Origin of the sequence: Acuticoccus sediminis (genome assembly GCF_003258595.1) — a bacterium.
In the GTDB taxonomy this organism is placed as follows: domain Bacteria; phylum Pseudomonadota; class Alphaproteobacteria; order Rhizobiales; family Amorphaceae; genus Acuticoccus; species Acuticoccus sediminis.
The window spans coordinates 286697-309002 of record NZ_QHHQ01000004.1 but is presented as its reverse complement, the minus strand read 5'-3'; the positions used below and the strand labels follow the sequence as shown (position 1 = coordinate 309002).

19 protein-coding genes, 1 tRNA gene and 1 riboswitch are annotated in these 22306 nt (G+C 69.3%); of the genes, 8 read left to right on the top strand and 12 right to left on the bottom strand.

Translation table 11 applies throughout. The annotated features are described in order from the left end of the window. Positions 1–69: 69 nt before the first annotated feature. Positions 70–199: riboswitch (TPP riboswitch) on the bottom strand. Between the two features lie 139 nt (positions 200–338). Beyond that, positions 339–1487, bottom strand: coding sequence for a fumarylacetoacetate hydrolase family protein (locus DLJ53_RS19570; protein WP_111348338.1), 1149 nt, complete (start codon positions 1485–1487; stop codon positions 339–341). A 233-nt stretch (positions 1488–1720) separates the two neighbouring features. On the opposite strand from DLJ53_RS19570, the gene DLJ53_RS19565 reads away from it, so the two are divergent. Further along, positions 1721–1810: transfer RNA gene (locus DLJ53_RS19565), tRNA-Ser, on the top strand. A gap of 453 nt (positions 1811–2263) precedes the next feature. Here DLJ53_RS19565 and DLJ53_RS19560 read toward each other — a convergent pair. Beyond that, positions 2264–2896, bottom strand: a complete 633-nt coding sequence (locus DLJ53_RS19560) for an FMN-dependent NADH-azoreductase (protein ID WP_111348336.1) — start codon at positions 2894–2896, stop codon at positions 2264–2266. Between the two features lie 94 nt (positions 2897–2990). Here DLJ53_RS19560 and DLJ53_RS19555 point away from each other — a divergent pair, with 94 nt between their 5' ends. Then, complete coding sequence (locus DLJ53_RS19555) at positions 2991–3872, top strand: LysR family transcriptional regulator (RefSeq protein WP_111348334.1); 882 nt, start codon at positions 2991–2993, stop codon at positions 3870–3872. A 191-nt stretch (positions 3873–4063) separates the two neighbouring features. Here the strand turns inward: DLJ53_RS19555 and DLJ53_RS19550 are convergent, their stop codons facing one another. From DLJ53_RS19550 to DLJ53_RS19515, 6 genes are all read right to left on the bottom strand, one after another. After that, positions 4064–5479 carry an aldehyde dehydrogenase family protein gene (locus DLJ53_RS19550; RefSeq protein ID WP_111348332.1) on the bottom strand — a complete coding sequence of 472 codons (1416 nt, stop codon included), beginning with the start codon at positions 5477–5479 and terminating at the stop codon, positions 4064–4066. 91 nt (positions 5480–5570) lie between these two features. After that, positions 5571–6026 carry a cytochrome P460 family protein gene (locus DLJ53_RS19545; protein ID WP_111349078.1) on the bottom strand — a complete coding sequence of 152 codons (456 nt, stop codon included), beginning with the start codon at positions 6024–6026 and terminating at the stop codon, positions 5571–5573. A gap of 44 nt (positions 6027–6070) precedes the next feature. After that, complete coding sequence (locus DLJ53_RS19540) at positions 6071–7123, bottom strand: alpha/beta fold hydrolase (protein ID WP_111348330.1); 1053 nt, start codon at positions 7121–7123, stop codon at positions 6071–6073. Positions 7124–7526: 403 nt separating this feature from the next. Next, a complete protein-coding gene (locus DLJ53_RS19535) occupies positions 7527–8714 on the bottom strand; it encodes a M20/M25/M40 family metallo-hydrolase (protein ID WP_202913245.1) in 1188 nt (395 codons plus the stop codon). Positions 8715–9070: 356 nt separating this feature from the next. Next, positions 9071–9835 carry an SDR family oxidoreductase gene (locus DLJ53_RS19520; RefSeq protein WP_111348324.1) on the bottom strand — a complete coding sequence of 255 codons (765 nt, stop codon included), beginning with the start codon at positions 9833–9835 and terminating at the stop codon, positions 9071–9073. 3 nt (positions 9836–9838) lie between these two features. Further along, complete coding sequence (locus DLJ53_RS19515; protein WP_111348322.1) at positions 9839–11035, bottom strand: mandelate racemase/muconate lactonizing enzyme family protein; 1197 nt, start codon at positions 11033–11035, stop codon at positions 9839–9841. Positions 11036–11205: 170 nt separating this feature from the next. On the opposite strand from DLJ53_RS19515, the gene DLJ53_RS19510 reads away from it, so the two are divergent. The 6 genes from DLJ53_RS19510 to DLJ53_RS19485 all read left to right on the top strand — a co-directional run bounded on the left by DLJ53_RS19510 (position 11206) and on the right by DLJ53_RS19485 (position 17753). Further along, positions 11206–12063, top strand: a complete 858-nt coding sequence (locus DLJ53_RS19510) for a GntR family transcriptional regulator (RefSeq protein ID WP_111348320.1) — start codon at positions 11206–11208, stop codon at positions 12061–12063. After that, positions 12060–13082 carry a TRAP transporter substrate-binding protein gene (locus DLJ53_RS19505; protein ID WP_111348318.1) on the top strand — a complete coding sequence of 341 codons (1023 nt, stop codon included), beginning with the start codon at positions 12060–12062 and terminating at the stop codon, positions 13080–13082. Before DLJ53_RS19510 ends, DLJ53_RS19505 begins: the two co-directional genes overlap by 4 nt. 134 nt (positions 13083–13216) lie before the next feature. After that, positions 13217–13789 (top strand): TRAP transporter small permease subunit, encoded by a 573-nt coding sequence (locus tag DLJ53_RS19500; protein WP_111349074.1) that lies wholly within the window; start codon positions 13217–13219, stop codon positions 13787–13789. After that, a complete protein-coding gene (locus DLJ53_RS19495) occupies positions 13786–15108 on the top strand; it encodes a TRAP transporter large permease (protein ID WP_111348316.1) in 1323 nt (440 codons plus the stop codon). Before DLJ53_RS19500 ends, DLJ53_RS19495 begins: the two co-directional genes overlap by 4 nt. 417 nt (positions 15109–15525) lie before the next feature. Then, positions 15526–16086 (top strand): TRAP transporter small permease subunit, encoded by a 561-nt coding sequence (locus DLJ53_RS19490; RefSeq protein WP_202913244.1) that lies wholly within the window; start codon positions 15526–15528, stop codon positions 16084–16086. Next, a complete protein-coding gene (locus tag DLJ53_RS19485) occupies positions 16086–17753 on the top strand; it encodes a TRAP transporter large permease (RefSeq protein ID WP_111348313.1) in 1668 nt (555 codons plus the stop codon). The genes DLJ53_RS19490 and DLJ53_RS19485 overlap by 1 nt, the downstream gene beginning before the upstream one ends. 42 nt (positions 17754–17795) lie before the next feature. Here the strand turns inward: DLJ53_RS19485 and DLJ53_RS19480 are convergent, their stop codons facing one another. The 4 genes from DLJ53_RS19480 to DLJ53_RS19465 form a co-directional block, all read right to left on the bottom strand. Further along, positions 17796–18788: a TRAP transporter substrate-binding protein gene (locus DLJ53_RS19480; RefSeq protein WP_226580873.1), complete on the bottom strand. Its 993-nt coding sequence runs from the start codon at positions 18786–18788 to the stop codon at positions 17796–17798. A gap of 314 nt (positions 18789–19102) precedes the next feature. Beyond that, entirely contained in the window at positions 19103–20482 is a 1380-nt protein-coding gene (locus tag DLJ53_RS19475; RefSeq protein WP_111348309.1) for an aldehyde dehydrogenase family protein, read from the bottom strand. A gap of 205 nt (positions 20483–20687) precedes the next feature. Beyond that, complete coding sequence (locus DLJ53_RS19470) at positions 20688–21479, bottom strand: ABC transporter ATP-binding protein (RefSeq protein WP_111348307.1); 792 nt, start codon at positions 21477–21479, stop codon at positions 20688–20690. Beyond that, positions 21476–22249, bottom strand: a complete 774-nt coding sequence (locus DLJ53_RS19465) for an ABC transporter permease (protein WP_111348305.1) — start codon at positions 22247–22249, stop codon at positions 21476–21478. The genes DLJ53_RS19470 and DLJ53_RS19465 overlap by 4 nt, the downstream gene beginning before the upstream one ends. Positions 22250–22306: the final 57 nt, after the last annotated feature.

The following is a 22306-nucleotide window of genomic DNA, read 5'->3' as shown; positions in this document are numbered from 1 at the left end:
GGAGACCCAGTTCCGCGTTGAATGGGAGAGGTTGCGCCGGAGGATCGGACCTGTCGCCCAACGGTCCCGCGCGAGACCCGAACACCATCCCTACGCCAGTATGAACTGGATCAGGTTCTTCGGGTCACTGCGCTGCCGGTCCCGCTCGGACCGGCGATCAGAATCTCAGCCCCTTGTCGGGACCCCCCGGGTGAAGGCCTCAAGCCTGCTCCCGGGGGAGGGCGCTCGTCAAGCCGTCGCCGTCGCGGCGGTCCGGGCGTCACCAGGATCGACAGGCCGCCGGCGTGGTGCCGGACGGGGGAAGCCGCCGCCGCTCCGCAGGGCGGCGGCCCGGGGCCCTAGAGGAGGCCGCGGCCGGCGAGGTTCGCCATCAGCTCGCGCATGCCGAACGTCCACGGCGGAGCCTCGGTCGAATAGGTGACCGTGTTGCTGAGGGCGCCCAGCGTCTCGGTCGCGATGGTGACGACGTCGCCGGGGTGGTGCGTGAACCCCTGGCCCGGCGCGTCGCGGTCCTCCACCGGGGCGAACATGGTGCCGAGATAGAGGACGAGCCCGTCCGGGTACTGATGGTGGCTGCCGATGGTGGCGCCGGCGAGCTCCTCCGGCGACCGGCTGATCTGCCGCATCGAGGAGCGGCCGGAGAGCTCGAACCCGTCCTCGCCGGTGACGGTCAGGCTCACCTCCGCCGCCGCGACGTCGGCCGCGCCGAAGCTCTCGTCGTAGAGGCGGATGAAGGGGCCGAGCGCGGCGGACGCGTTGTTGTCCTTCGCCTTGCCGAGAAGGAGCGCCGAGCGTCCCTCGACGTCCCGAAGGTTGACGTCGTTGCCGAGCGTGGCGCCGACGATCCGCCCGGTGGAGGCGATGACGATGACGATCTCCGGCTCCGGATTGTTCCACGAGGAGACCGGGTGGAGGCCGACATAGGCGCCCGGTCCGACCGCGCTCATCGGCTGCGCCTTGGTGAAGATCTCCGCGTCCGGCCCGATGCCGACCTCGAGGTACTGCGACCAGGCCTTCTTGGCGATCAGCGCCTCCTTGAGGGCCATCGCCTGCTCGGAGCCGGGCTTCAGCCGGGAGAGGTCCGTGCCGATGAGCCCGGTGATCTCCGACCGGAGCGCCGCCGCCTTGGAGAGGTCGCCCCGCGCCTGCTCCTCGATGACGCGCTCCATGAGGCTCGCGACGAACGTGACGCCCGACGCCTTGACGGCGTGGAGGTCGACCGGGGCGAGGAGGTAGGGAGCGTCGGCCGTGCGCGTCGCCGCGGTCTGGGCCGTCAGCGTGCCGACGTCACCGATGGCCTCGCCCTTCGCGCCGCGGACGACGGCGACCGGGTCGTCCGCCTCGGTGACGTCGCGCACGGTGGGGTAGGCCTTGCTGGTGATGTCGATGACGGCGCCGTCGCGGACGGTGACGACCGACGGGCCGATGCCGGGGCGGAAGGCCCGGCCGAGCAGGGTGGCGCGCTGGTCTTCGGGCGCGAATGACATGGGGATCTCCGTGGTCGTTTCCGTCTTGTGCTTTTGCGGCAAACTGCACGGAAAGGGGAGGCTTGGACAGACGGAGGCCCCGTCCGGACGCGAGGAAAGTGCCGATCCCCCCGCGATTCATGGCCGGACGGCCTGCCATGCGCAGGCGCGGGGAAGTCATGCACAGCGATCGCGATGGAAGGCGCGACAATCACTTGCCGAAGCCGTCCGGGATGATTAGGTTGCGCGGCGCGGGAGAGGTGCCGGAGTGGTTGAACGGGGCGGTCTCGAAAACCGTTGTACGGGTAACCGTACCGAGGGTTCGAATCCCTCTCTCTCCGCCATCCAGAATTTCCAGTCTGCATCGAGACGACGGTAGCCGGCGGTTTCGTGGCTTTTCTGTCGTGCGCTCGCGTCATGCGCTCCGCTCATTCAGCAACTGTGACGCCTTGGGCAGCTTCGCGAGCTTGGGACGCGGTGCGGCTTCCTGAGGCTGTTGGATGGCCGTGCGGCGCTGCGGGTGGAGTTGCGCGGCTGCCGGGTAAGGCACCAGTCGTCGGCGGAGGAGCCGGGCTTGCCTCCGGTCTCCACGGACCGCGCCCGGCCGAGACGGCCGGACATCATCACAAACCTCGACCTGTCTTCAGGTTACGGCCGGGCTCTGCACCCGGGTCGACAACACAGCGCGGAACCGGCGTCCCTCACGAACAGGGCGCCTGTCCGGTCCTGATCGGCCAGCGACCCGAGGACATGGCAGCGCCGGTCCGGCGTGGCCAGCGGTTGGAACTCCGCTGCAGTCAGGCCGCCACGTCGGTCAGCGCGAGGCCGGCGACCCAGCCGTCGACGTCCGACAGCGCGCTGGCGATGGCCGCGTCGCGCGCCTCGTCGCCGAAGCCGATCCTTTCGGCACGGACGAACGTCACGTCTGTGAGGCCGATGAAACCGAGGAGCTGGCGCAGGTAGGGTTCCTGGAAGTCCGCAACCTTCGCGGGGCCCTCGCTGTAGAGGCCGCCGCGGCTTTCGACCACGAGCACCCGCTTCCCGCGCAGGAGCCCCTCCGGACCCGCCTCGCTGTAGCGGAAGGTCTCGCCGGCGCGCAGAACATGGTCGAACCAGGAGCGCAGGACCGTGGGGACGCCGAAATTGTACATCGGAACGCCGATCACGACGAGGTCGGCGGCGCGCAGCTCGTCGATCAGCGTGTCGGAGAGCGCCCGCGCGGCGGCTTCCTCCGCAGTGGACTCGGCACCGCCCCGAACGCCCGAAATGGTTCCGGGGACGAGGTGCGGGACCGGATCGACCGCGACGTCCCGCACATCGATCTCGAGCTGCGGATCGCGATCCGCAAGCCGTTCGACGGCTGCCTTGACGATCCGGCGGGACACCGCGTTCGTCAGGTCGGCACTGCTGTTGATGACAAGAACACGCATTTGAACCTCCTCATTGGCGACGCTGGATCTGGCGTTGCGGGGCTGGCGACGGTAGCCTCATAATCCGCACCGCCGTGTTTCGGATTTTGCAACGATGGATGTCGACGACGTTCGGAGCTTCGTGGAGATCTGCGAGGCTGGTGGGGTCACGCCGGCTGCGCGCCGGATCGGCGCGTCCAAGTCGGTCGTCAGCCGGCGGCTGGCGCGGCTGGAGGCCGAACTGGGCGCCCGGCTCGTCAATCGCACGACGAGAGGCGCGACCCTGACGCCGGCCGGAGAGGCGTTCAAGCCGCACGCGGAGCAGATGCTCGCCCAGTTCGAGGCCGGCCGCGATGCCGTCAGGGACGACGGGTCTGCGATCGTCGGACGCCTCAGGATCTCCGCGTCGACGTCGTTCGGGGCCACCCACCTCGCGCCGGTGCTGGCGGAGTTTGCGCTGCGGCACCCGCAGCTCGAGATCCAGGCGACCTTCAGCGATCGCCTCGTGGACCTCGCCGGCGAGCGGCTCGACGCTGCGATCCGTCTGGGCGCCCTGCGCGACTCCAGCCTCGTCGCGCGGCGGATCGCGTCGATCCGGGCCGTCGTCGTCGCGAGCCCGGCCTACCTTGCGGGGCGTCCCGGTCCGCACACGCTCGCCGACCTCCGCGACCATGCGATCGTGGCGCAGGAGCACGAAGTCTGGCGCCTTCTCGACGGAGGGCGCGAGGTCACGGTGTCGCCTCGCGCGCGGTTCGTCGCCGACAGCGGGCATGTCCTGCTGGCGGCGGTCCTGGCGGGCGTCGGGATCGCCCGGCTGCCGCTCTTCCTGTGCGCGCCGGCGATCGAGTCGGGCGCGCTCGAGGTGCTGCTGCCGCAGTACGGGTCGCCCGAGATCGGGCTCTACGTCGTCCGCCCTCCGTCCGCGGGCCCCGCTCCCGCCAAGGTGCGCGCACTCACCGAACTTCTGCTGGAGCGGTTTGCCCACTCCGCGCTCTGAACAGGCGAACGCCAGCGTCGCTACTCAAGCCCCTCGAACCTTGTCCGCTTCGGAAGTCGTGTTGCGCTCCGGCGGGGCGAGGAGATGTGATGCGCGCGCGACTTCGAATAGGGGAGGTTCTCTGGCCGGGTACCAGGGAACGGTCTCGCGTCGTCCGCCGTTGGGGCGGCTGATCGTTCGGAGGCGGGCGTTCAGCGACCGAGGATCGCCTTCAGCTCCAGGTGATCCTCGATGCCGAAGACGCCGTACTCCCGCCCGATGCCCGATTCCCTGAAGCCCCCGAAGGGAGCCTCCGGGTCGTGGGCGACGCCGTTGATCGCCACCCGCCCCGCGTCGATGCGGCGCGCGAACGCCCGCGCGCGATCGTCCTCCCCGATCACGTAGGCGTGCAACCCGAACGGCGTGTCGTTGGCGATTTGCGCGGCATGATCCTCGTCCTCGTAGCCGATCACGCACAGGACCGGCCCGAAGATCTCCTCACGCGCGATCGTCATGTCGCTGGTGACGTCGGTGAACACCGTCGGCCGGACGAAGTAGCCGCGATCCAGCCCGCGTGGCCGCCCTTCGCCGCCGATCACCGGCCGCGCGCCGTCGGCAAGTCCCATGCGAATGTAGCCCTGCACCCGTTCGAACTGCCGGCGATTGACGAGCGGGCCCATCGTCGTCCCCGGCTCACGGGGATCGCCGGTCACGATCGTCGACGACGCCGCCTCGATCGCGGTGCAGAACGATGCCAGTTGTCGCCGCTGGACCAGCGCCCGCGTTCCGGCGATGCAGGCCTGTCCGTTGTTGGCAAAGGCGATGGCGAGGGCCTTCACGGCGGCATCCGCGAGGTCGGCGTCATCGAGCACGACCGTCGGCGCCTTGCCGCCGAGCTCGAGCGTCACCCGCGGCAGGCGATCCGCCGACTTGCGAAGGATGGACTTGCCGACCGCATTGGAGCCGGTGAACGAGATCTTGCGGACATCCGGATGACCCGTCAGCGCCTCGCCGACGACGTCGCCCCGCCCCGAGACGATGTTGACGACACCGGGCGGCATGCCGGCCGCATCAAGGCACTCGGCGAACAGCTGGTTCTGCAGACCGCTGAATTCGCTGGCCTTCACGACGACGGTGCAACCCGCCGCCAGTGCGCCGGCGAGCTTCACGCTGATGGCGTTGTAGACGCTGTTCCACGGCACGATGTGGACGGCGACGCCGACCGGCTGTGCGATCACGGTGCTGCCGCCGACCCGTCGTTCGAACGCGAAGTCCTCGAGCAGTCGGGCCGCGAGCCGGAAGTTCCCGGCGGCGAGGCCGGCCCGCCAGCGGGCCTGTTCCATCGGCGCGCCATACTCGGCGACGGTGGCCTCCGTCAGGGCCCCGGCGCGCGCGGCGACCGCGTCTGCGAGCGCATGGAGGAGGTCGATCCGCTCGCGCCTGCTCGTCCGGGAAAAGCCGGCGAAGGCATCGCGTGCGCTGTCGACGGCAAGGCCCGCGTCGTGGGCGTCGGCCATGACGAGGATGCCCGTCGGCTCTTCGGTCGTGGGGTCGATGCGCTCCAGTTCCTCGCGCCCGTGCGCGGCGCGAAACCGGCCGGCGATGTACACCTGATCGAGTCGATCCATGAGAGTCACCTGGAATGAGATGAAAGGCTGGTCCGGGCCACCGAGCGCTCCGTCGAGGGGCCATCGCCCTCCACGCGATCGCCGGCGCCGCTCATGGCGCGTACCGGGTGAAGACGAAGTCGTGGTCCTTCGCCCGCGCCTCGTGGCAGGCGAAGCAGGTCTCGTGCTGCGCTTCGTCGACCGGACGTCCGCCGACGAAGCGGCCGAAGCCCCAGCCGCCGGTCTCGGGCCAGCGGGCGCTGTCCTTCACCATGACCTGCACCGTGGTCGGTGCGCCCGGGATGGCGGCCGGCGGAAACGCGGGCGAGGGCACGCGCTTCCAGGCGAGCTTGACGAGGACCGTGCCGTCCGGGAACGGCACCGTTCCCCCGCGGTAGGCGTCGATGGCGGTGTCGTTGCCGACCACGGCCCGGATCTCGTCGAGCGGAGGCGCCTCCAGCGCCGGCGCCACGAGGCGCCAGTCGCGATAGCCGGCGGGAAGGGTGACGCCGAAGATCGGCGACGCGCCATCGTCCGCCCGGACGGCGACCGCCGCGAGCCCCGCCATGGCAGTGGCCGCGCAGACGGCGGTGGCCGCCCTCGCGAGCCCGGTCACGCGGCGAAGCCGGCGGCTTCGACGACCGCGGACACGAAGGCCTCCGGCGCCTCCTGCGGCAGGTTGTGGCCGACGCCGCCGGCGATCAGGTGGTGCGCGTACTTGCCGGTGAAGCGACTGGCGTAGCTGGCCGGATCGGGATGCGGCGCGCCGTTCGCGTCGCCCTCGAGCGTCACCGTCGGCACGGCGATGGTCGGCGTCAGCGCGAGGCGCTTCTCCAGCGCATCGAACCGGCGCTCGCCCGTGGCGAGCCCGAGCCGCCAGCGGTAGTTGTCGATGACGATGTCCACATGGTCGGGATTGGCGAGCGCGGCCGCGGACCGGTCGAAGGTCGATTCGTCGAAGCGCCAGTCCGGCGAGGCGAGGCGCCAGATCAGCCTGGCGAACTCGTCGGTGTAGCGGGCATAGCCGGCGCGGCCGCGGTCGGTCGCGAAGTAGTACTGGTACCACCACTCGTGCTCGGCCGTCGGCGGCAGCGGCTCGGCGCCAGCCGCCTGGTTGCCGACGAGATAGCCGCTGACCGACACCATTGCCGTGCAGCGGTCCGGCCAGAGCGTCGCCATGATGTTGGCGGTGCGCGCGCCCCAGTCGAACCCGGCGACAATCGCCGACCGGATGCCGAGGGCGTCCATCAGCGCGATCGCGTCGACCGCCATCACGGTCTGCTGCGCGTTGCGGGGCGTCTCGGTGGACAGGAAGCGCGTCGACCCGTAGCCGCGCAGGTAGGGCACGATCACCCGGTACCCTGCCGCGGCGAGCTCCGGCGCGACGACCTCGTAGCTGTGGATGTCGTAGGGCCAGCCGTGCAGCAGGAGGACCGCCTGGCCGTCCGCCGGTCCCGCGTCGACATAGCCGACGTCAAGGTCGCCGGCGTGGATCTGCCGCACCGCAGGGAGGCCGGCGTCTACTCTCGCACGGGCCGGGCGGGCCGTCGTTTCGGCGGCGGCCGGCCGGACGGCGCCGAACGCCGCGGCGGCGAAGGTGAGAGCGGCGGCGCCGACGATCCGGCGGCGGCGGATGTCGATGGTCTCGGGCGTGCTGTCGGTCATCGCCGACCTCCTTTGGAGCGGATGGGCGTGCGGACGAGCCGATGCGAGGCGAGGCGGTCCGGTCCGCTCCCCGCTACGTAGGGAGGGCCGTGCCGCAGCGCGTGTTATGCGTTGTGAGGGGTTGCGAGCGGCGCGCTGACGGCCACGGAGCGGCGCGATATGCCGGCATCGAACCCATGGATGAGGTGCGTCCGCATCCGGCGACGTCCTGGATTGCGCTCGCCTGCCGGATCATGCCGGTCTGCCGCAGCGGTCGTCGGTGGAGCGCGACACGATGGCGAGCACCGTGAGCGACGTGCGGACCCGGATGGCGTTCGGCCCCTTCTTCGACACGTCCGGGCGGATGGCCGGCCCGTCGGAGGCACGGTGCCCCGTTTCGCGCTCGAATCCCGGCGGTGCGCGGCTATCCCGCCGCGATCCCCGCCACCCGGAGCACGGCGGAGAGGCCCGCCTTGAGCGCCCGAACCGAGCCGTCGCGCTCCACGTCCACCCATTCGCCGAGGGTGTGGACGCCGCCCGCCCCGGGGCCGGACCCGAGCGTCACCGACGGGATGTCGAGGGCGAGGGGCACGTTCGCGTCGGTCGACGAGGCGGTGACGCGCGGGGAGAAGCCGAACTCGAGGTGCGCGGCCCGCGTCTCGTCGATGACCCGGCCATTCTCGCGGAGCGGTGCCGCCGGGCGGTTGCCGATCGGGACGATCTCGGCCGTCAGCATTCCCGCCGAAAGTCTGGCGCGGCCGTTTTCCTCCTCGACCGCCTGTGCGACGAGGCGGCGCAGCCGCGCGTCGAGGTCGGCGAGGGGGCCGGGATCGGCGGAGCGGAGGTCCACCTCGACGAACACCTCCTCGGGGATGGCGTTGATCGAGGAGCCGCCGCCGAGGACGCTCGACGAGAACGTCGTGCGCGGCTCGTCCGGGACCGGCGTACGGGCAAGCTCCGCAACCACGGCGCCCAGCGCATTGGACGGGTTCACGCGCCCGAAGTCGATGAAGCTGTGCCCGCCGGGCCCCCGGAAGACGATCCGGTAGCGCAGCGAACCGATGCCTCCGGTGACGAGCTTTTCCATGTCCGAGCCGTCGAAGCTGAAGAAGGCGTCGATGGTGCCGGCGTGCTCGCCCGCCTCGAACAGGTGGCGCACCCCGCGGAGGTCGCCGAGACCCTCCTCACCGACGTCCGCGACGACGAGAAGGTCCGCCTCCGTGCGCACGTCCGCCGCGTCCAGCGCCCGGGCGACGGCGAGGATGGCGGCGAGGCCGCGCGTATCGTCGCCGACGCCGGGGGCATAGAGGCGCGTTCCCTCGCGGCGGACGGTGACGTCGGTCCCGGCGGGAAACACCGTATCGAGATGCGCCGCGATGGCGACCTTCCCGCGCCCCGTCCCGCGCCTGAGCGCGACGACGTTGCCGACGGCGTCCACGGTGACGGTGTCCATCCCGCAGGCCGCGATCCTCGTTTTGAACGCCTCGCCGCGGGCCGCCTCTCCGAACGGCGGAGCGGGGACTTCCGTCAGCATCACGAGGTCGTCGAGAAAGGTGTCGAAGCCGGCCTCGATGGCGGCGTAGGCGCGGTGCATGGCGGGATGCCCGGTCATCGCCCGCCCTCCCGGGCCTGCGCCCGGTCGGGCCCGACGAGGCGGCCCGGGAGCATGGCGAGGCTCAGGGTGAGGCGCGGCGGGAGGGCCGCCGCGAGCGCGACCGGAGGGTCATCGAAGCTTCGCATGGGATGGCAGGTGACGATCGGAAGTGTGTTCGACTGCATGGTGGCAGGGAACACGTTGATCGGCACGTTGTCGACGGCCTCGGCGATCTCGGTCCCCGACAGCCTGGTCGCCGACGCTCCGCCCCGGGCGGGCGGCGACGCGGAGCGTGGGCGCCGCGCCGCGGCCGGCGGCGCGGGCGACCATCTCGCACGGGGGTCCTGCCCGCAGCGTGCCGGCGGCCGATCCCGTCAGAGGACGGAGATCATCCCGCCGTCGACGTAGATGATCTGGCCGTTCACGTAGTTCGAGGCGGGGGCGGCGAGGAAGACGGCGGCGCCGACGAGCTCCTCCGGCTTGCCCCAGCGGCGCTGCGGCGTGCGGCCCTTCACCCATGCGTCGAACTGGGGATTGCTGATCAGCGCCTCGTTCATGTCGGTCAGCATGTAGCCGGGACCGATGGCGTTGGCGTTGATGCCGTGCTCGCCCCACTCGGCGGCCATGCCCTTGGTGAGCATCTTGATGCCGCCTTTGGCCACCGTGTACGGGGTCACCGTGGCGCGGGCGAGGTCGGACGTCAGCGAGCCGATGTTGATGACCTTGCCGGCCTTGCGCGCGATCATCCGCTTGGCCGCCTCGCGGCCGACGACGAACGCGCTCGTCAGGTTGGTGTCGATGACCCGCTGCCAGTCGGCGGTCGAGAGCTCGACCATCGGCTTGCGGTACTGGATTCCGGCGTTGTTGACGAGGATGTCGACCGCGACGCCCTCGGCGTCGAGGCTCTCGAACGCGGCGACCACGGCGGCCTCGTCGTTGACGTCGAACGCGAGGGCGCGGACGCTGAAGCCCTTCGCCGAGAGGCTCTCGGCGGCCGCCTTCAGCCGCTCTTCGTTGACGCCGTTCAGGATCAGCGCCGCGCCCGCCTCCGCGAGTCCCTGTGCGATCGCGAAGCCGAGGCCGCGCGAGGAGCCGGTGACGAGGGCGGTCTTGCCGGTGAGGTCGAAGAGAGCGGACATTTTCTAGAGCTCCGATCGGCGGACGATGAGGTCTGAACGCTCGAACACTGCCGGCAGCAGGTCGATGCCGAGGCCGGCCCCCTCCATCGGGTAGACATAGCCGTTCTCGATCCGCGGCACGGTGTCGACGAGCTCGGTGTACCAGCCGCGGTAGAAGGCGCGGACCGACTCCTGGATCAGCGTGTTGGGCTGGGAGAAGGACGCGTGGACGGCGGCGGCGAAGGCGACCGGTCCGGTGCAGTCGTGCGGCGCGAAGGGGCGGTGCCAGGTCTCGGCGAGCGAGGCGATCTTGCGCGCCTCGGTCAGCCCGCCGGACCAGACGATGTCGACCATCGCCACGGACAGCGCGTCGACGTCGAGCATGTCCTTGAAGGGCCAGCGGCTGCCGAGCGTCTCGGAGGCGGTGATCCACACGTCCGTGTGGCGCGCCAGCTCGGCGAGCGCCTGCGGCGAGTTCATGCGGATCGGGTCCTCGTACCAGTACGGCTTGTACTGCTCGAGTTCCCGGGCGATCACCTTCGCGGTCGGCAGGTTCCACAGGGAGTGGAACTCCACCATGATGTCCATCTTGTCGCCGACGGCCTTGCGGATCTTCTCGAACGGCTCGCACGCCCGGCGCATCTGCGCGGCATCGATGGAGAGGCCCTGCGTCTCGTGCGCGATCGGGTCGAACGGCCAGATCTTCATCGCCGTGATGCCCTCGGAGAGGAGGTCCTCGGCGAGCTCGCCGGCTCGGTTCATGAAGCCGTCGAGGTCCTCGTAGCGCCCACGGGCCTGCGGGTCCCAGTTCTCCACCGGCTTGATGTTCTTGGAGCTGACGTACCGCGTGCCGGCGCAGGTGTTGTAGACCTTCAGCTTGTCGCGGCAGAGGCCGCCGAGGAGCTGGTGCACCGGCTGGTCGACGAGCTTGCCGAAGGCGTCCCAGAGGGCGAGGTCGATGGCGGAGGCGGCGCGGTATTCGACGCCGGTGGAGGCCTGCGCCATCGGCAGGTTCACCATCTCGCGGCTGTGCGCCTCGATGGTGAGCGCGCTCTTGCCGAGGAGGCGGCCGGCGAGGGTGTCGTGGATGTGAGCCTCGACGGCGCCGGCGCCGTAGAAGGTTTCACCGAGGCCGATGATGCCGGCGTCGGTATGGATCCGGACCCAGATGACGTTCGCGAACTCTTCGGTTCGCAGCGTCTCGATTGCGGTGATCCTCATGTCGTCCTGCCAACAGAGCCTATTTTGCGACGCGAGCGGATCGGCGCTTGCCAGCGCATCCCACTCGTGAAATATCACGATGTAACAAGACGAGTACACGACGTATCTCTGGCAACGCAACGCCGAATTTGGATTGTGTTGCCGGATGAAAACCAGCGTGCACCGACGGGATGAACGCGGCAGGAGTGGACCGGGTGGACGTGGGCGAGGCGGACGTCTTCGATCTCGACTGGAACCTTGGTGCGGCAAAGCAAAGCCTCGCCGAGCGCGCCTACGACCGGATCGAAGCGCTGTTCGTCGACACGTCTCTGCCGCCCGGCGCCTTCGTGCGCATGCAGGACCTGCAGACCCTCGTCGACCTCGGCCGGACCCCGGTGCATCAGGCGGTGCGGCGCGCCGGGTCTGAGACCCTGATCCGAATCCGCCCGCGCGACGGACTCACCATTGCCCCCGTCGACCTCACGCGCGAACGGCGCCTCGCCGACCTCAGGCGCAGCATGGACCGCTTCGTGGTGGAGGAGGCGGCCAAGCGCCTCTCCTTCAACCACCGCGCCGGCTTCATGCACCTGCGCCGGGCTCTGGTGGCGATCGGCGAGGGGATCGACATCCACACCTTCAACCGCTTCGATCGTGCGTTCGACACGCTGCTGATCGCAGCCGCGGGCGAGCCTTTCCTGCAGCGAACCGTCCGCCCGTTGCACGCCTTCGCGCGCCGCATCGGCTACATCTGCATCGAAAGCCTCGGTCGCGACGCGGGCATCGCCGACACCTACGAGCGGCACCTCGCGATTCTCGATGCGGTCGTCTCCGGCGACGTGGCGCGTGCGACAAAAGCGTCGGACGCCCTCATCGATCTGTCGCAGTCCTATGTCGATGATCTATCGGACGGCGTCGATCCGATGCTCCTCGACGTCGGTCTCGGCCGGCCCGCCGACAAACGCACGGCGGCGCAGCCAGCCTCCGGATTCTCCTCCGACGAGGGGCATCCGAATCTCTCTCCCAGACAAACTAAGGAGGACACCCCATGACCTTCAAATGGTCCGGCCTCGCCGGTCTGGCGATCGGCCTCGCCCTGACGACGGGCGCCAGCGCGCAGGAATACACCTTCCGCTTCCAGTCCTCGGATCCGGCGGGCAACCCGAACTTCGAGTACCAGAAGGGCTGGACCGATCTCGTCGCCGAGAAGTCGGGCGGCAAGGTGAAGATCGAGCTGCTGCCGGTCGGCTCCGTCGTCGAGTACAACGAGACGCTCGAGGCGGTCGGCGCCGGCATCCTCGACGGCCAGATCTGCGACACGTCCTACTGGGCCGGCCGCGACCCGGCGTTCGGTCTCATCGCCAACCCGGTCGGCGCGTGGTCCGACCCGTCGCAGATGATCGACTTCGTCGAGAACGGTGGCGGCAAGGAGCTGATGGGCGAGCTTCTCGAGCCCTACGGCCTGCACTTCATCGGCGTTTCGACGCCGGGCCTCGAGGCGTTCGTCTCGCGCGTGCCGCTCGACGGCGTCGACGACCTGAAGGGCGTGAAGGTGCGTGCGCCGGAAGGCCTCATCGGTGCGGTGTTCGCGGCCGCCGGCGCGGCGCCGGTGAACCTGCCGGCCTCCGAGGTGTACACCTCCCTCGACAAGGGTGTGGTGGACGCCGCCGACTACTCGGTGTTCTCCGTGAACCAGGCGCAGGGCCTCAACGATGTCGCCCCGAACCCGGTCTATCCCGGCTTCCACTCCCTGCCGCTCGTCGAGGTCTCGATGAACAAGGCGAAGTGGGACGCGCTCCCGGACGACATCAAGGCGATGCTCGAGGAGACGGTGAAGGAGTTCCAGCAGACCCAGGTCAACGGTCTGAAGGAGCGTGACCTCGCCGCCCTCAAGGAGGCCGAGGCCAACCCGGACATCACCGTCCACGACTGGTCCGCCGAGGACCGCGCGAAGTTCCGCACGATCGCGCAGGGTGAGTGGGAGAAGGTCGCCGCCAATTCGCCCATGTCGCAGAAGGTCTACGACGCGCTGAGCGCCTACCTCTCCGAAAAGGGCCTCCTCGCCCAATAACATCTGACGTTGACGCCGGGCACGCTTTCGTGTCCGGCCTCACCTTTTGAGCGAGCCGCCTCGCGTCGCTTCCGGCCTTCGACTGAACCCGGCGCGAGACGGCCATCGAGACGAGATGGACAGAGGTGGCGACCATGTCAGAGACCGAACGCGAGGACATCGACCTCGCGGCGACGAGTGAGGGGACGGGGCGCGCGGTGCTCCCCGAAGCGGGAGTGATGGGGCGCGTCATCGACCGCCTCGGCTACGTGTTCGCGGCCGGAATCGTCGCCGGTGCCGTGATCCTGCTGATCGAAGTGTTCCTTCGCTACGTGTTCAACAGCCCGACGATCTGGGCGCACGAAACCACGATCTTCCTCTCCGGCCTCGCCTTCATCTACGGCGGGCTCTACTGCACCGCCCGCAACAGCCACATCCGCGTGGTCTTGATCTACGATCAGCTCGGGCCGACGGCGCGCCGCGCGGCGGACGTGGTGATCTTCCTCGTGTCGGCCGTCGCCAGCCTCTTCTTCGCCTACGCGGCGTATCAGATGGCCTCGCGCGCGGTGTTCGCGCCGACCGGCGGCATCCGCCTCGAGACCACGGGCTCGGCCTGGTCGCCCCCGACGCCGGCGCTCATCAAGTCCTTCATCTTCATCACGATGCTGCTGCTCGCGATCCAGTTCGTGATCCTCGCCATCAACACCATCCGCCGGACGACCCGATGAACAGCTTCCTCTCGCTCGGGATCGATCTCTCCCAGCTCGGGATCGAGTACGGCACCCTGCTGATGTTCGGCATGCTGGTGGCGCTCCTCATCACCGGCATGCCGCTGGCGTTCGTGACGCTGCTCGTGGCGCTGATCTTCGCGCTCGGCTGGTTCGGGCCGATGTCGATCCCGCTGATCACGAGCCGCGTCTACTCGTTCGTGTCGAACTTCGTGTTCGTCTCGGTGCCGATGTTCGTGCTGATGGCGGCGATCCTCGACCGGTCGGGAATCGCCCGCGACCTGTTCGACGCCATGAAGCTCTTCGCCGGCCGCCTGCGCGGCGGCGTCGCCGTCCAGACGATCTTCGTCTCGATCATCCTGGCGGCGATGAGCGGCATCATCGGCGGCGAGATCGTGCTTCTCGGCCTCATCGCGCTGCCGCAGATGCTGCGCCTCGGCTACGACCGCTCGCTCGCGATCGGCGTCGTCTGCGCCGGCGGTTCGCTCGGCACGATGATTCCGCCCTCGATCGTCCTCATCGTCTACGGCCTTACCGCCAACGTCTCGATCGGCGAGCTGTTCTCGGCGTCGTTCATCCCCGGCTTCATGCTGGCGATGTTCTACGTCGCCTACATCCTGTTCACGGCCTACTTCCGCAAGGGCATCGTGCCGGACCCGGATCCGCAGCCGATACCGGCCGCCGAGAAGATCAAGCTCCTCAAGGGGCTGGTGCTTCCCATCCTCGTGGTGGTGTTCGTGCTGGGGTCGATCTACGGCGGCATCGCCTCGGTGACGGAGGCCTCGGCCATCGGCGTCGGTGGCGTGATCCTGTCGACCATCCTGCGCGGTGAGTTCACCTACCGCCTGATCCGCGACTCGGCGCTGCAGACGCTCGCCACGGTGGGCATGATCGTCTGGATCGGCATCGGCGCGACCGCCATCGTCGGCGTCTACAACCTGATGGGCGGCGTGACGTTCGTCTCCGGCCTGCTGACCGGCATCTCCGACGAGCCGATCGTCGTCGTGCTCGTCATGATGGGGATCCTGTTCTTCCTCGGCGCGTTCCTCGACTGGGTCGGCATCGCGCTGCTGACGATGCCGATCTTCGTGCCGATCATCAAGGACCTCGGCTATGACCCGGTGTGGTTCGGCGTGCTCTTCTGCATGAACATGCAGGTGTCCTTCCTGTCGCCGCCGTTCGGCCCCGCCGCCTTCTACCTGAAGAGCGTGACGGACATCCCCCTCGGGACGATCTTCCGCTCTCTGCTGCCGTTCATCGGGCTGCAGATCCTCGCCGTCGCGGTGCTCCTCTTCTTCCCGGGGATCACCGGCCGCTGACGAGAACGCGGGCTGGCTCCCCCGCCAGCCTGCACCCCGCGCCGCGCGTCCCGGGACCGTGGCACGACGGCCACGGCCCGGCCTGCACACGGTTCGGACTGCCCGCGCCGCGATGGCGCTGCGCGTTGCCGGCCCGGAGGCGCTGCACCCGCCGCACCCCAAAAATATCCGCGCGTATCCCCGCAATAGTGATCCCCCGCGCGATGTCTTGCCGGGGTCGTAAACCGGCGCTGTCCCCGCAGGCGCGATGCAACGTCATAGTCGTTGACGCGATCCGTCCCGGGACCGCGCGCCGCCGTCGCGACCAAAGCGACACCACGGGGGCCATTGGCAATCGTCCGCGTACCTGTAACCTTCGGGGAAACCGGCAACAGACCGGACACTCATGGGGAGGACTGGGACGCGATGAGAGCAATCGTGGGATTCGTGCACGCCGTCGATCGGTTGAACGAGGCGGTGGGGCGCGCCGCCGCGTGGCTGACGCTGGTCACCGTCATCGTCTGCGCCGTCGTCGTCGTCCTCCGCTACGCGTTCAGCATCGGCTTCGTGTGGATGCAGGAGCTCTACGTCTGGGCCTATGCCTGCGTCTTCATGCTGGGTGCCGGGTACACCCTGCTGCACGAGGGCCACGTGCGCGTCGACATCTTCTATGCCGAGGCGTCCGCCCGCACCCGCGCCATCGTCAACCTGTTCGGGGCCTTCGTCTTCCTGCTGCCGTGGCTGGCGCTGACGGCCTGGACGTCGATCCCCTACGTGCGCGCGTCATGGCGGCTGGGGGAGGGGTCGGCGCAGTCCTTCGGGATGCCGGCGGTCTATCTCCTGAAGTCGGTCCTCCTCGTCTTCTGCCTGCTTCTGGGGCTTCAGGGCCTCGCCCTCGCCGGCCGCAGCATCCTGACGCTGACCGGCCGGGACGAGCCCGACGTGGTCCTGAGCGAGGCGGCCGGCGAGGACGAGTCGACTCCCACGGGTGCCATCTGATGATGGGCTCGCATGTCGGGGAGGTCCTCGCGGTTCTCCTGTTCGCCGCCACCATCGGCGGCGTGATGATCGGCTTCCCCGTCGCCTTCACGCTGGCGGGCATGTCGCTGATCTTCGCGGTCATCGGGCACCTGTTCGGGACCTTCGACTTCACGCTCTTCTTCGGCCTTCCCTCGCGCTACTACGGCACGATGGTGAACGAGGTGCTCGTCGCCGTGCCGCTCTTCGTCTTCATGGGCGTGATGCTGGAGCGCTCGAAGATCGCGACGGCGCTCCTGGAGACGATGGGCCAGCTCTTCGGGCCGCTGCGCGGCGGCCTCGGCATCTCGGTGGTCTTGGTGGGCGCGCTTCTCGCGGCATCGACCGGCATCGTCGGCGCGACGGTGGTCACGATGGGCCTCCTCAGCCTCCCGGCGATGCTGCGGGCAGGCTACGACCCGCGCCTTGCGACGGGCGTCGTCTGCGCGTCGGGGACGTTGGGTCAAATCGTGCCGCCGTCGGTGGTGCTGATCTTCCTCGGCGACATCCTCGCCAGTGCCAACACCATGGCCCAGCTCGCCAAGGGCAACTTCTCGCCCGATCCGGTCTCGGTGGGCGACCTCTTCGCCGGGGCGATGATCCCCGGCATGATGCTGGTCTGCATCTACATCGGCTACGTCATCTTCCAGGCGATCGTGAATCCGAAGAGCTGCCCGCCGCTGGTCATGACCGCGGAGGAGCGGCGCACGCTGCCGCTGAGGGTGCTGTCGGCCCTCATACCGCCGCTGCTCCTCATCATCGCGGTCCTCGGTTCCATCCTCTCCGGGATCGCGACGCCCACCGAGTCGGCGTCCATCGGCGCGCTGGGCGCGATGCTGCTCGCCGCCACCAAGCGGCAGCTCACCTGGGTGAACCTTCGCGACGTCATGCGCTCGACGATGATGATCAGCTCGCTCGTCTTTGTCATCGTGCTGGGCGCATCGGTCTTTTCCCTCGTCTTCCGCGGCCTCGGCGGCGAGCTGCTGGTCGACGACGTGCTGAGCGCGATGCCCGGCGGGGCGGGCGGGGCCGTCCTCGCCGTGATGGCGCTGATGTTCGTGCTTGGCTTCTTCCTCGACACGTTCGAGATCATCCTGATCGTCGTGCCGATCACCGCGCCCGTGCTTCTGGGGCTGGACGTCGATCCGATCTGGCTGGGCGTGATGATCGGCGTGAACCTGCAGACGAGCTTCCTGACGCCGCCGGTCGGGTTCGCGCTCTTCTACCTGCGCGGTGTCGCACCGCCGCAGGTGACGACCGGGCACATCTACCGCGGCATCGTCCCCTTCGTGGGACTGCAGATGCTGGCGATGGTCTTCATCTGGACCGTCCCGCAGTCGGCCACCTGGCTGCCGGAGGTGATCTTCGGCGAGGGGCGGAACGTGGTGCGCGATGCGCCGGTCACCCCCGACGACGGCGGCCTCGACTCCGATCCGACGCTGGAGTCTCCGGCCGCAGGGTCGGAGAGCGGTGGCGGCTCGGTGCTCGACGATCTCCTCGGCGGACAGGACCTGATGCTGCCGGACGAGGAGGAAGGCGGTTCCGGTGGCGGGAGCGGCGCGCCGGCGGGCGAGCGGCGGCAGAAGCAGTCGAGCGGCTCGGTCCTCGACGATCTCCTCAAGAATGAGGAGCTGATGGTCCCCGACTGATCAGGGACGCCGGGCCGCCGTGGGCGGCCCGGCGAGTTCGGCTCAGCCGTACTGGTAGTCGAGGAGACGCGCGTTCATGAACGCCTGGTCGCCGATGCGGCTCCAGGCCATCAGCTCGCGCCGCGCCTTCAGGAAGGACTCGACCGTCTCGCGGGTCAGCTCGTCGTCGGACTCGCGCAGCGCCGCGATCACCTCTCCCGAGGCCTGGCCCCACGCCTCGAGGACGTCCTTGGGGAAGCGCTTCAGCTGCACGCCGTGCTCGCGCACCAGCGTGTCGAGGGCGCCACCGTTGCGATAGTGGAACTCGGCCGAGAAGCGCTCGCTCTCGTCACCGGCGCAGGCGGCGACGATGACCTGCACGTCCTTCGGAAGCGCGGCGAACTTCTCCTTCGAGACGGTGAACTCCGCACCGGTGCCGGGCTCGTGCATGCCGGGCCAGTAGTAGTACTTCGCCACCTTGTAGAAGCCGGGGGCGAGGTCGTTGAACGGGCCGACCCACTCTGTCGCGTCGATCGCGCCGGACTGCAGCGAGGAGAAGATCTCGCCGACGGGGAGGCTGATCGTGGTCACGCCCAGCTTCTGCAGCGCCTCGCCGCCGAGGCCGGGGATGCGCATCTTGAGGCCCTGGAGGTCGGCGACGGAGTTGATCTCCTTGTTGTACCAGCCTCCCATCTGCACGCCCGTCGACCCGGCGGACCACGCCTTGAGGCCGAACTGGTCGTACACCCGGTCCCACAGCTCCTGGCCGCCGCCGAACTTCAGCCACGAGTTCAATTCGATGGTGGTGAGGCCGTAGGGGACGGTGGAGAAGAAGTTCAGCGCGGCGGACTTGTTCTTCCAGTAGTAGGGCGTGGCGTGCATGCAGTCGGCCGCGCCGCTGACCACCGCGTCGAAGCTCTCGAACGCCGGGACGAGCTCGCCGGCGCCGTAGACCTTGATGGTCAGCCGGCCATCCGTCGCCTCGCCGATCGTCTTGGCCAGGCGTTCCGCGCTCGTGCCCTGGCCCGGGAAGTTCTTCGGCCAGGTCGTCACCATTCGCCATTCGACGCGATTCTGAGAAATCGCGGGTGTGGCAAGACTAGCGCTGCTAGCGACGGCGGCGACGCCACCCGCGGTCTTCAGAAATGTACGTCTTTTCATGGCATTAGCCTCCCTATATTATTATCGAACCGGCATCTTGAAAAGAATTCGGGTCAATGTCCACCGGGGGAGGCCGGCCTCGTCATCGGTTCCTTGGGACGTGGGGCGGGGATCTGTGCCGGCGCTGCCGCGCGCCCGCGGGGGCGGACGCCGGCCGAGCCTTGAATGGTCGGCGCCGTGGGCCGGGACGGCTGAACCGGATCGTCCGGTTACTGCGCCGGCTTCTTCAGGTGGAAGGACTTCGGCCGCGTGAGGTTGTGGTAGCCGATGATCGACAGCGATCCGCCGCGGCCGGTGTCCTTGCACCCGGTCCAGCACAGGCTCGGGTCCAGGTAGTCGGCGCGGTTCATGAAGACCGTCCCGGTCTCGACCCTGTCGCCCACCCGCATCGCGCGGTCGATGTCGCGGGTCCAGAGCGAGGCGGTCAGGCCGTAGTCGCTGTCGTTCATCAGGCGGACGGCCTCGTCGTCGTCGCGCACCGGCATGATGCCGACCACCGGGCCGAAGGTCTCCTCCCGCATCACCCGCATGTCGTGCGTGACGTTCCTCAGGATCTGCGGCGAGAGGTACGCGCCGCCGTCGTCACCCGGCAGCGTCGGGATGTGGGCTGCCGCGCCGGCGGCCAGCGCCTCGCCGACCTGATCGCGCACGGTCCTGGCGAAGCGCACGTGCGCCATCGGGCCGATCGTCGTCTCCGGGTCGAGGGGATCGCCGAGGCGGTAGCCGCGAACGATGGCGACGGCCTTCTCCAGGAAGGCGTCGAAGCGGCTCTCGTGGACGTAGATGCGCTCGATCCCGCAGCAGCACTGGCCCGAGTTGAACATCGCGCCGTCGATCAGCGTGTCCGCCGCCGCGTCGAGGTCGGCGTCCTCCATGACGTAGCCCGGATCCTTGCCGCCGAGCTCGAGGCCGAGGCCGGTGAAGGTGCCGGCCGCCGCCGTCTCGATCGCCTTGCCGCCCGCGACCGAACCGGTGAAGTTGATGAAGTCGAACGCGCCCCCGGCGATGAGCTCCGCGGCGGTCTCGTGGGTGAGGAAGACGTTCTGGAACACCGCCTCGGGAACGCCCGCCGAGGCGAAGGCGCGGGCCATCCGCTCGCCGACGAGGAGCGTCTGCGTCGCGTGCTTCAGCATCACCGCATTGCCGGCGATCAGCGCCGGGGCGACGCTGTTGATGGCCGTCATGTAGGGGTAGTTCCACGGCGCGATGACGAGGACGAGCCCGTGCGGCACGCGCTTGATCAGGCGCCGGAAGTTCGCGTCGTCGCCGACCTCGATGTCGGCCAGCGCCTCCTGCGCGATGCCGGCCATGTAGCTCGCGCGTTCCTCGACGCCGCGGAACTCGCCGCCGTAGCGCACCGGCCGGCCCATCATCCGGGCGAGCTCCGGGACGATCTCGTCGTTCATCGCGCCGACGGCGGCGACACCGGCCTGGACGAGCTCAACGCGCTCCCGAAGCGGCCGCGCGGCCCACTCCGCCTGGGCCTTACGCGCCGCCGCGACGCGCGCCCGGGCCTCGTCGGTGCCCAGCGTCTCACGGGTCGCGACCACCGCTCCGTCGATAGGCGAGATACACTTCAGGACAGTCATGGTTTGCGCTCGATGTCTGATGCGCCCGGCACAAGGACCGGGTGCGGGATGGACGGGACGCACGGCCGGGTGCGACCCCGGCGGCGGTGTGTCACGCCACCTTCCATAGAGCAATCGCTGCGCGGTCGTACACGCCGGCATCTCGGCGGCCGGCGCGCGGCCCGCCCGGCGGGGAGCACCCGGGTCCGGCCCTGCGGGGCGCGCGTCAGAGGGCCTTGATCGCCTCGGCGCGGATCTCCTCCGTGAGCTGCTCCTTGTAGGCGAGGAGCTCCGGCGCGGTCTTCATGTGGTAGTCGCGCGGGCGGCCGAGGTCGATCGTGACGTCGGCCTTGATGCGGCCCGGGCGCGCCGTCATGACGATGCAGCGGCTGGCGAGGAAGATCGCCTCCTCGATGTCATGGGTGACGAAGAGGACGGTCTTCTGGTCCTCCTCCCAGATCTTGAGGAGCAGCTCCTGCATCAGGCCGCGGGTCTGGTTGTCGAGCGCGCCGAACGGCTCGTCCAGAAGCAGGATGTCCGGATCGTTGGCGAGGGCGCGGGCGATGGCGACGCGCTGCTGCATGCCGCCCGACAGCTCGCGGGGGAGGTGATTGGCGAAACCGGAGAGGCCCGTCTTGTCGAGGTAGAAGTCGACGGTCTCCTGCTGCCGCCGTTTCGGCACGCCCTTGCGGCGCAGTCCGAAGGCGATGTTGTCCGCCACCGTCAGCCAGGGGAACAGCGTGTAGGACTGGAACACCATCCCGCGGTCGGGGCCCGGCCCCGTCACCACGCGCCCCGCGACACTGACGCGCCCGGCGGTCGGGGTGTCGAGCCCGGCGACGATGCGCAGCAACGTGGACTTGCCGCATCCCGACGGGCCGAGGATCGTCACGAAGTCGTTGCGCCGGACGGTGAGGTCGATGGGGGAGAGCGCCTCGGTCGGCGTGCCGCCCCGCTTGGCCGGGAAGGTCCGCCGCACGCCCTCGATGGAGACGTGCGTCGCGGCGGGCCCGTTCACGCGAGGCTCCACGGGAAGAGCCGGCGGTTCAGCGCCTTGAACGCGAAGTCGGAAACGAGGCCGATGAGGCCGATGACGATGATGCCGAAGATGATCTGCCCAGTGTTCAGGAGCGCCTGACTGTCGACGATCATGTGGCCGATGCCGGCGGAGGAGCCGATCAGCTCGGCGACGATGACGTAGGTCCACGCCCAACCGAGGACGAGGCGCAGGATCTCCGCGATCTGCGGCGCCGCGTAGGGAAGCATCACGTGGCGCACCACGCCCGTGTCGCCGGTGCCGAGCGTGTAGGCCGCCTCGACGAGGTCGCGCCGCGTCGAGCCGACCGCGACCGCGACCATCAGGATGATCTGGAACACCGCGCCGATGAAGATGACGAGGAGCTTCTGCATCTCGCCGATGCCCGCCCACAGGATGAGGAGCGGAATGAAGGCCGACGCGGGCAGATAGCGCGCGAACGAGACGAACGGCTCGAAGAACGCCTCGATCGGCTTGTATGCGCCCATCAGGATGCCGAGCGGCACGGCGATCACCGTCGCCATGACGAAGCCGCCGAACACGCGCCAGACGGTGATCGCGATGTCGTAGGAGAAGCCGTACTTGGTGAGGAGCAGCCAGCCCTCGTTCACCATCTTCACCGGGCTCGCCAGGAAGATGGTGGAGACGAAGCCGCCGAAGGTCGCGATCGACCAGCCCACGACGAAAAGAACGAAGAAGGCGAGGCCGAGGACGACCCGCGCCGAGGAGGATACCGGCGTCAGCGGGCGCATGCGCCACGACCGCCTCGGCGCCGGAGCCTCGGGCCCGGCGACTTCACTGGCGCCGTC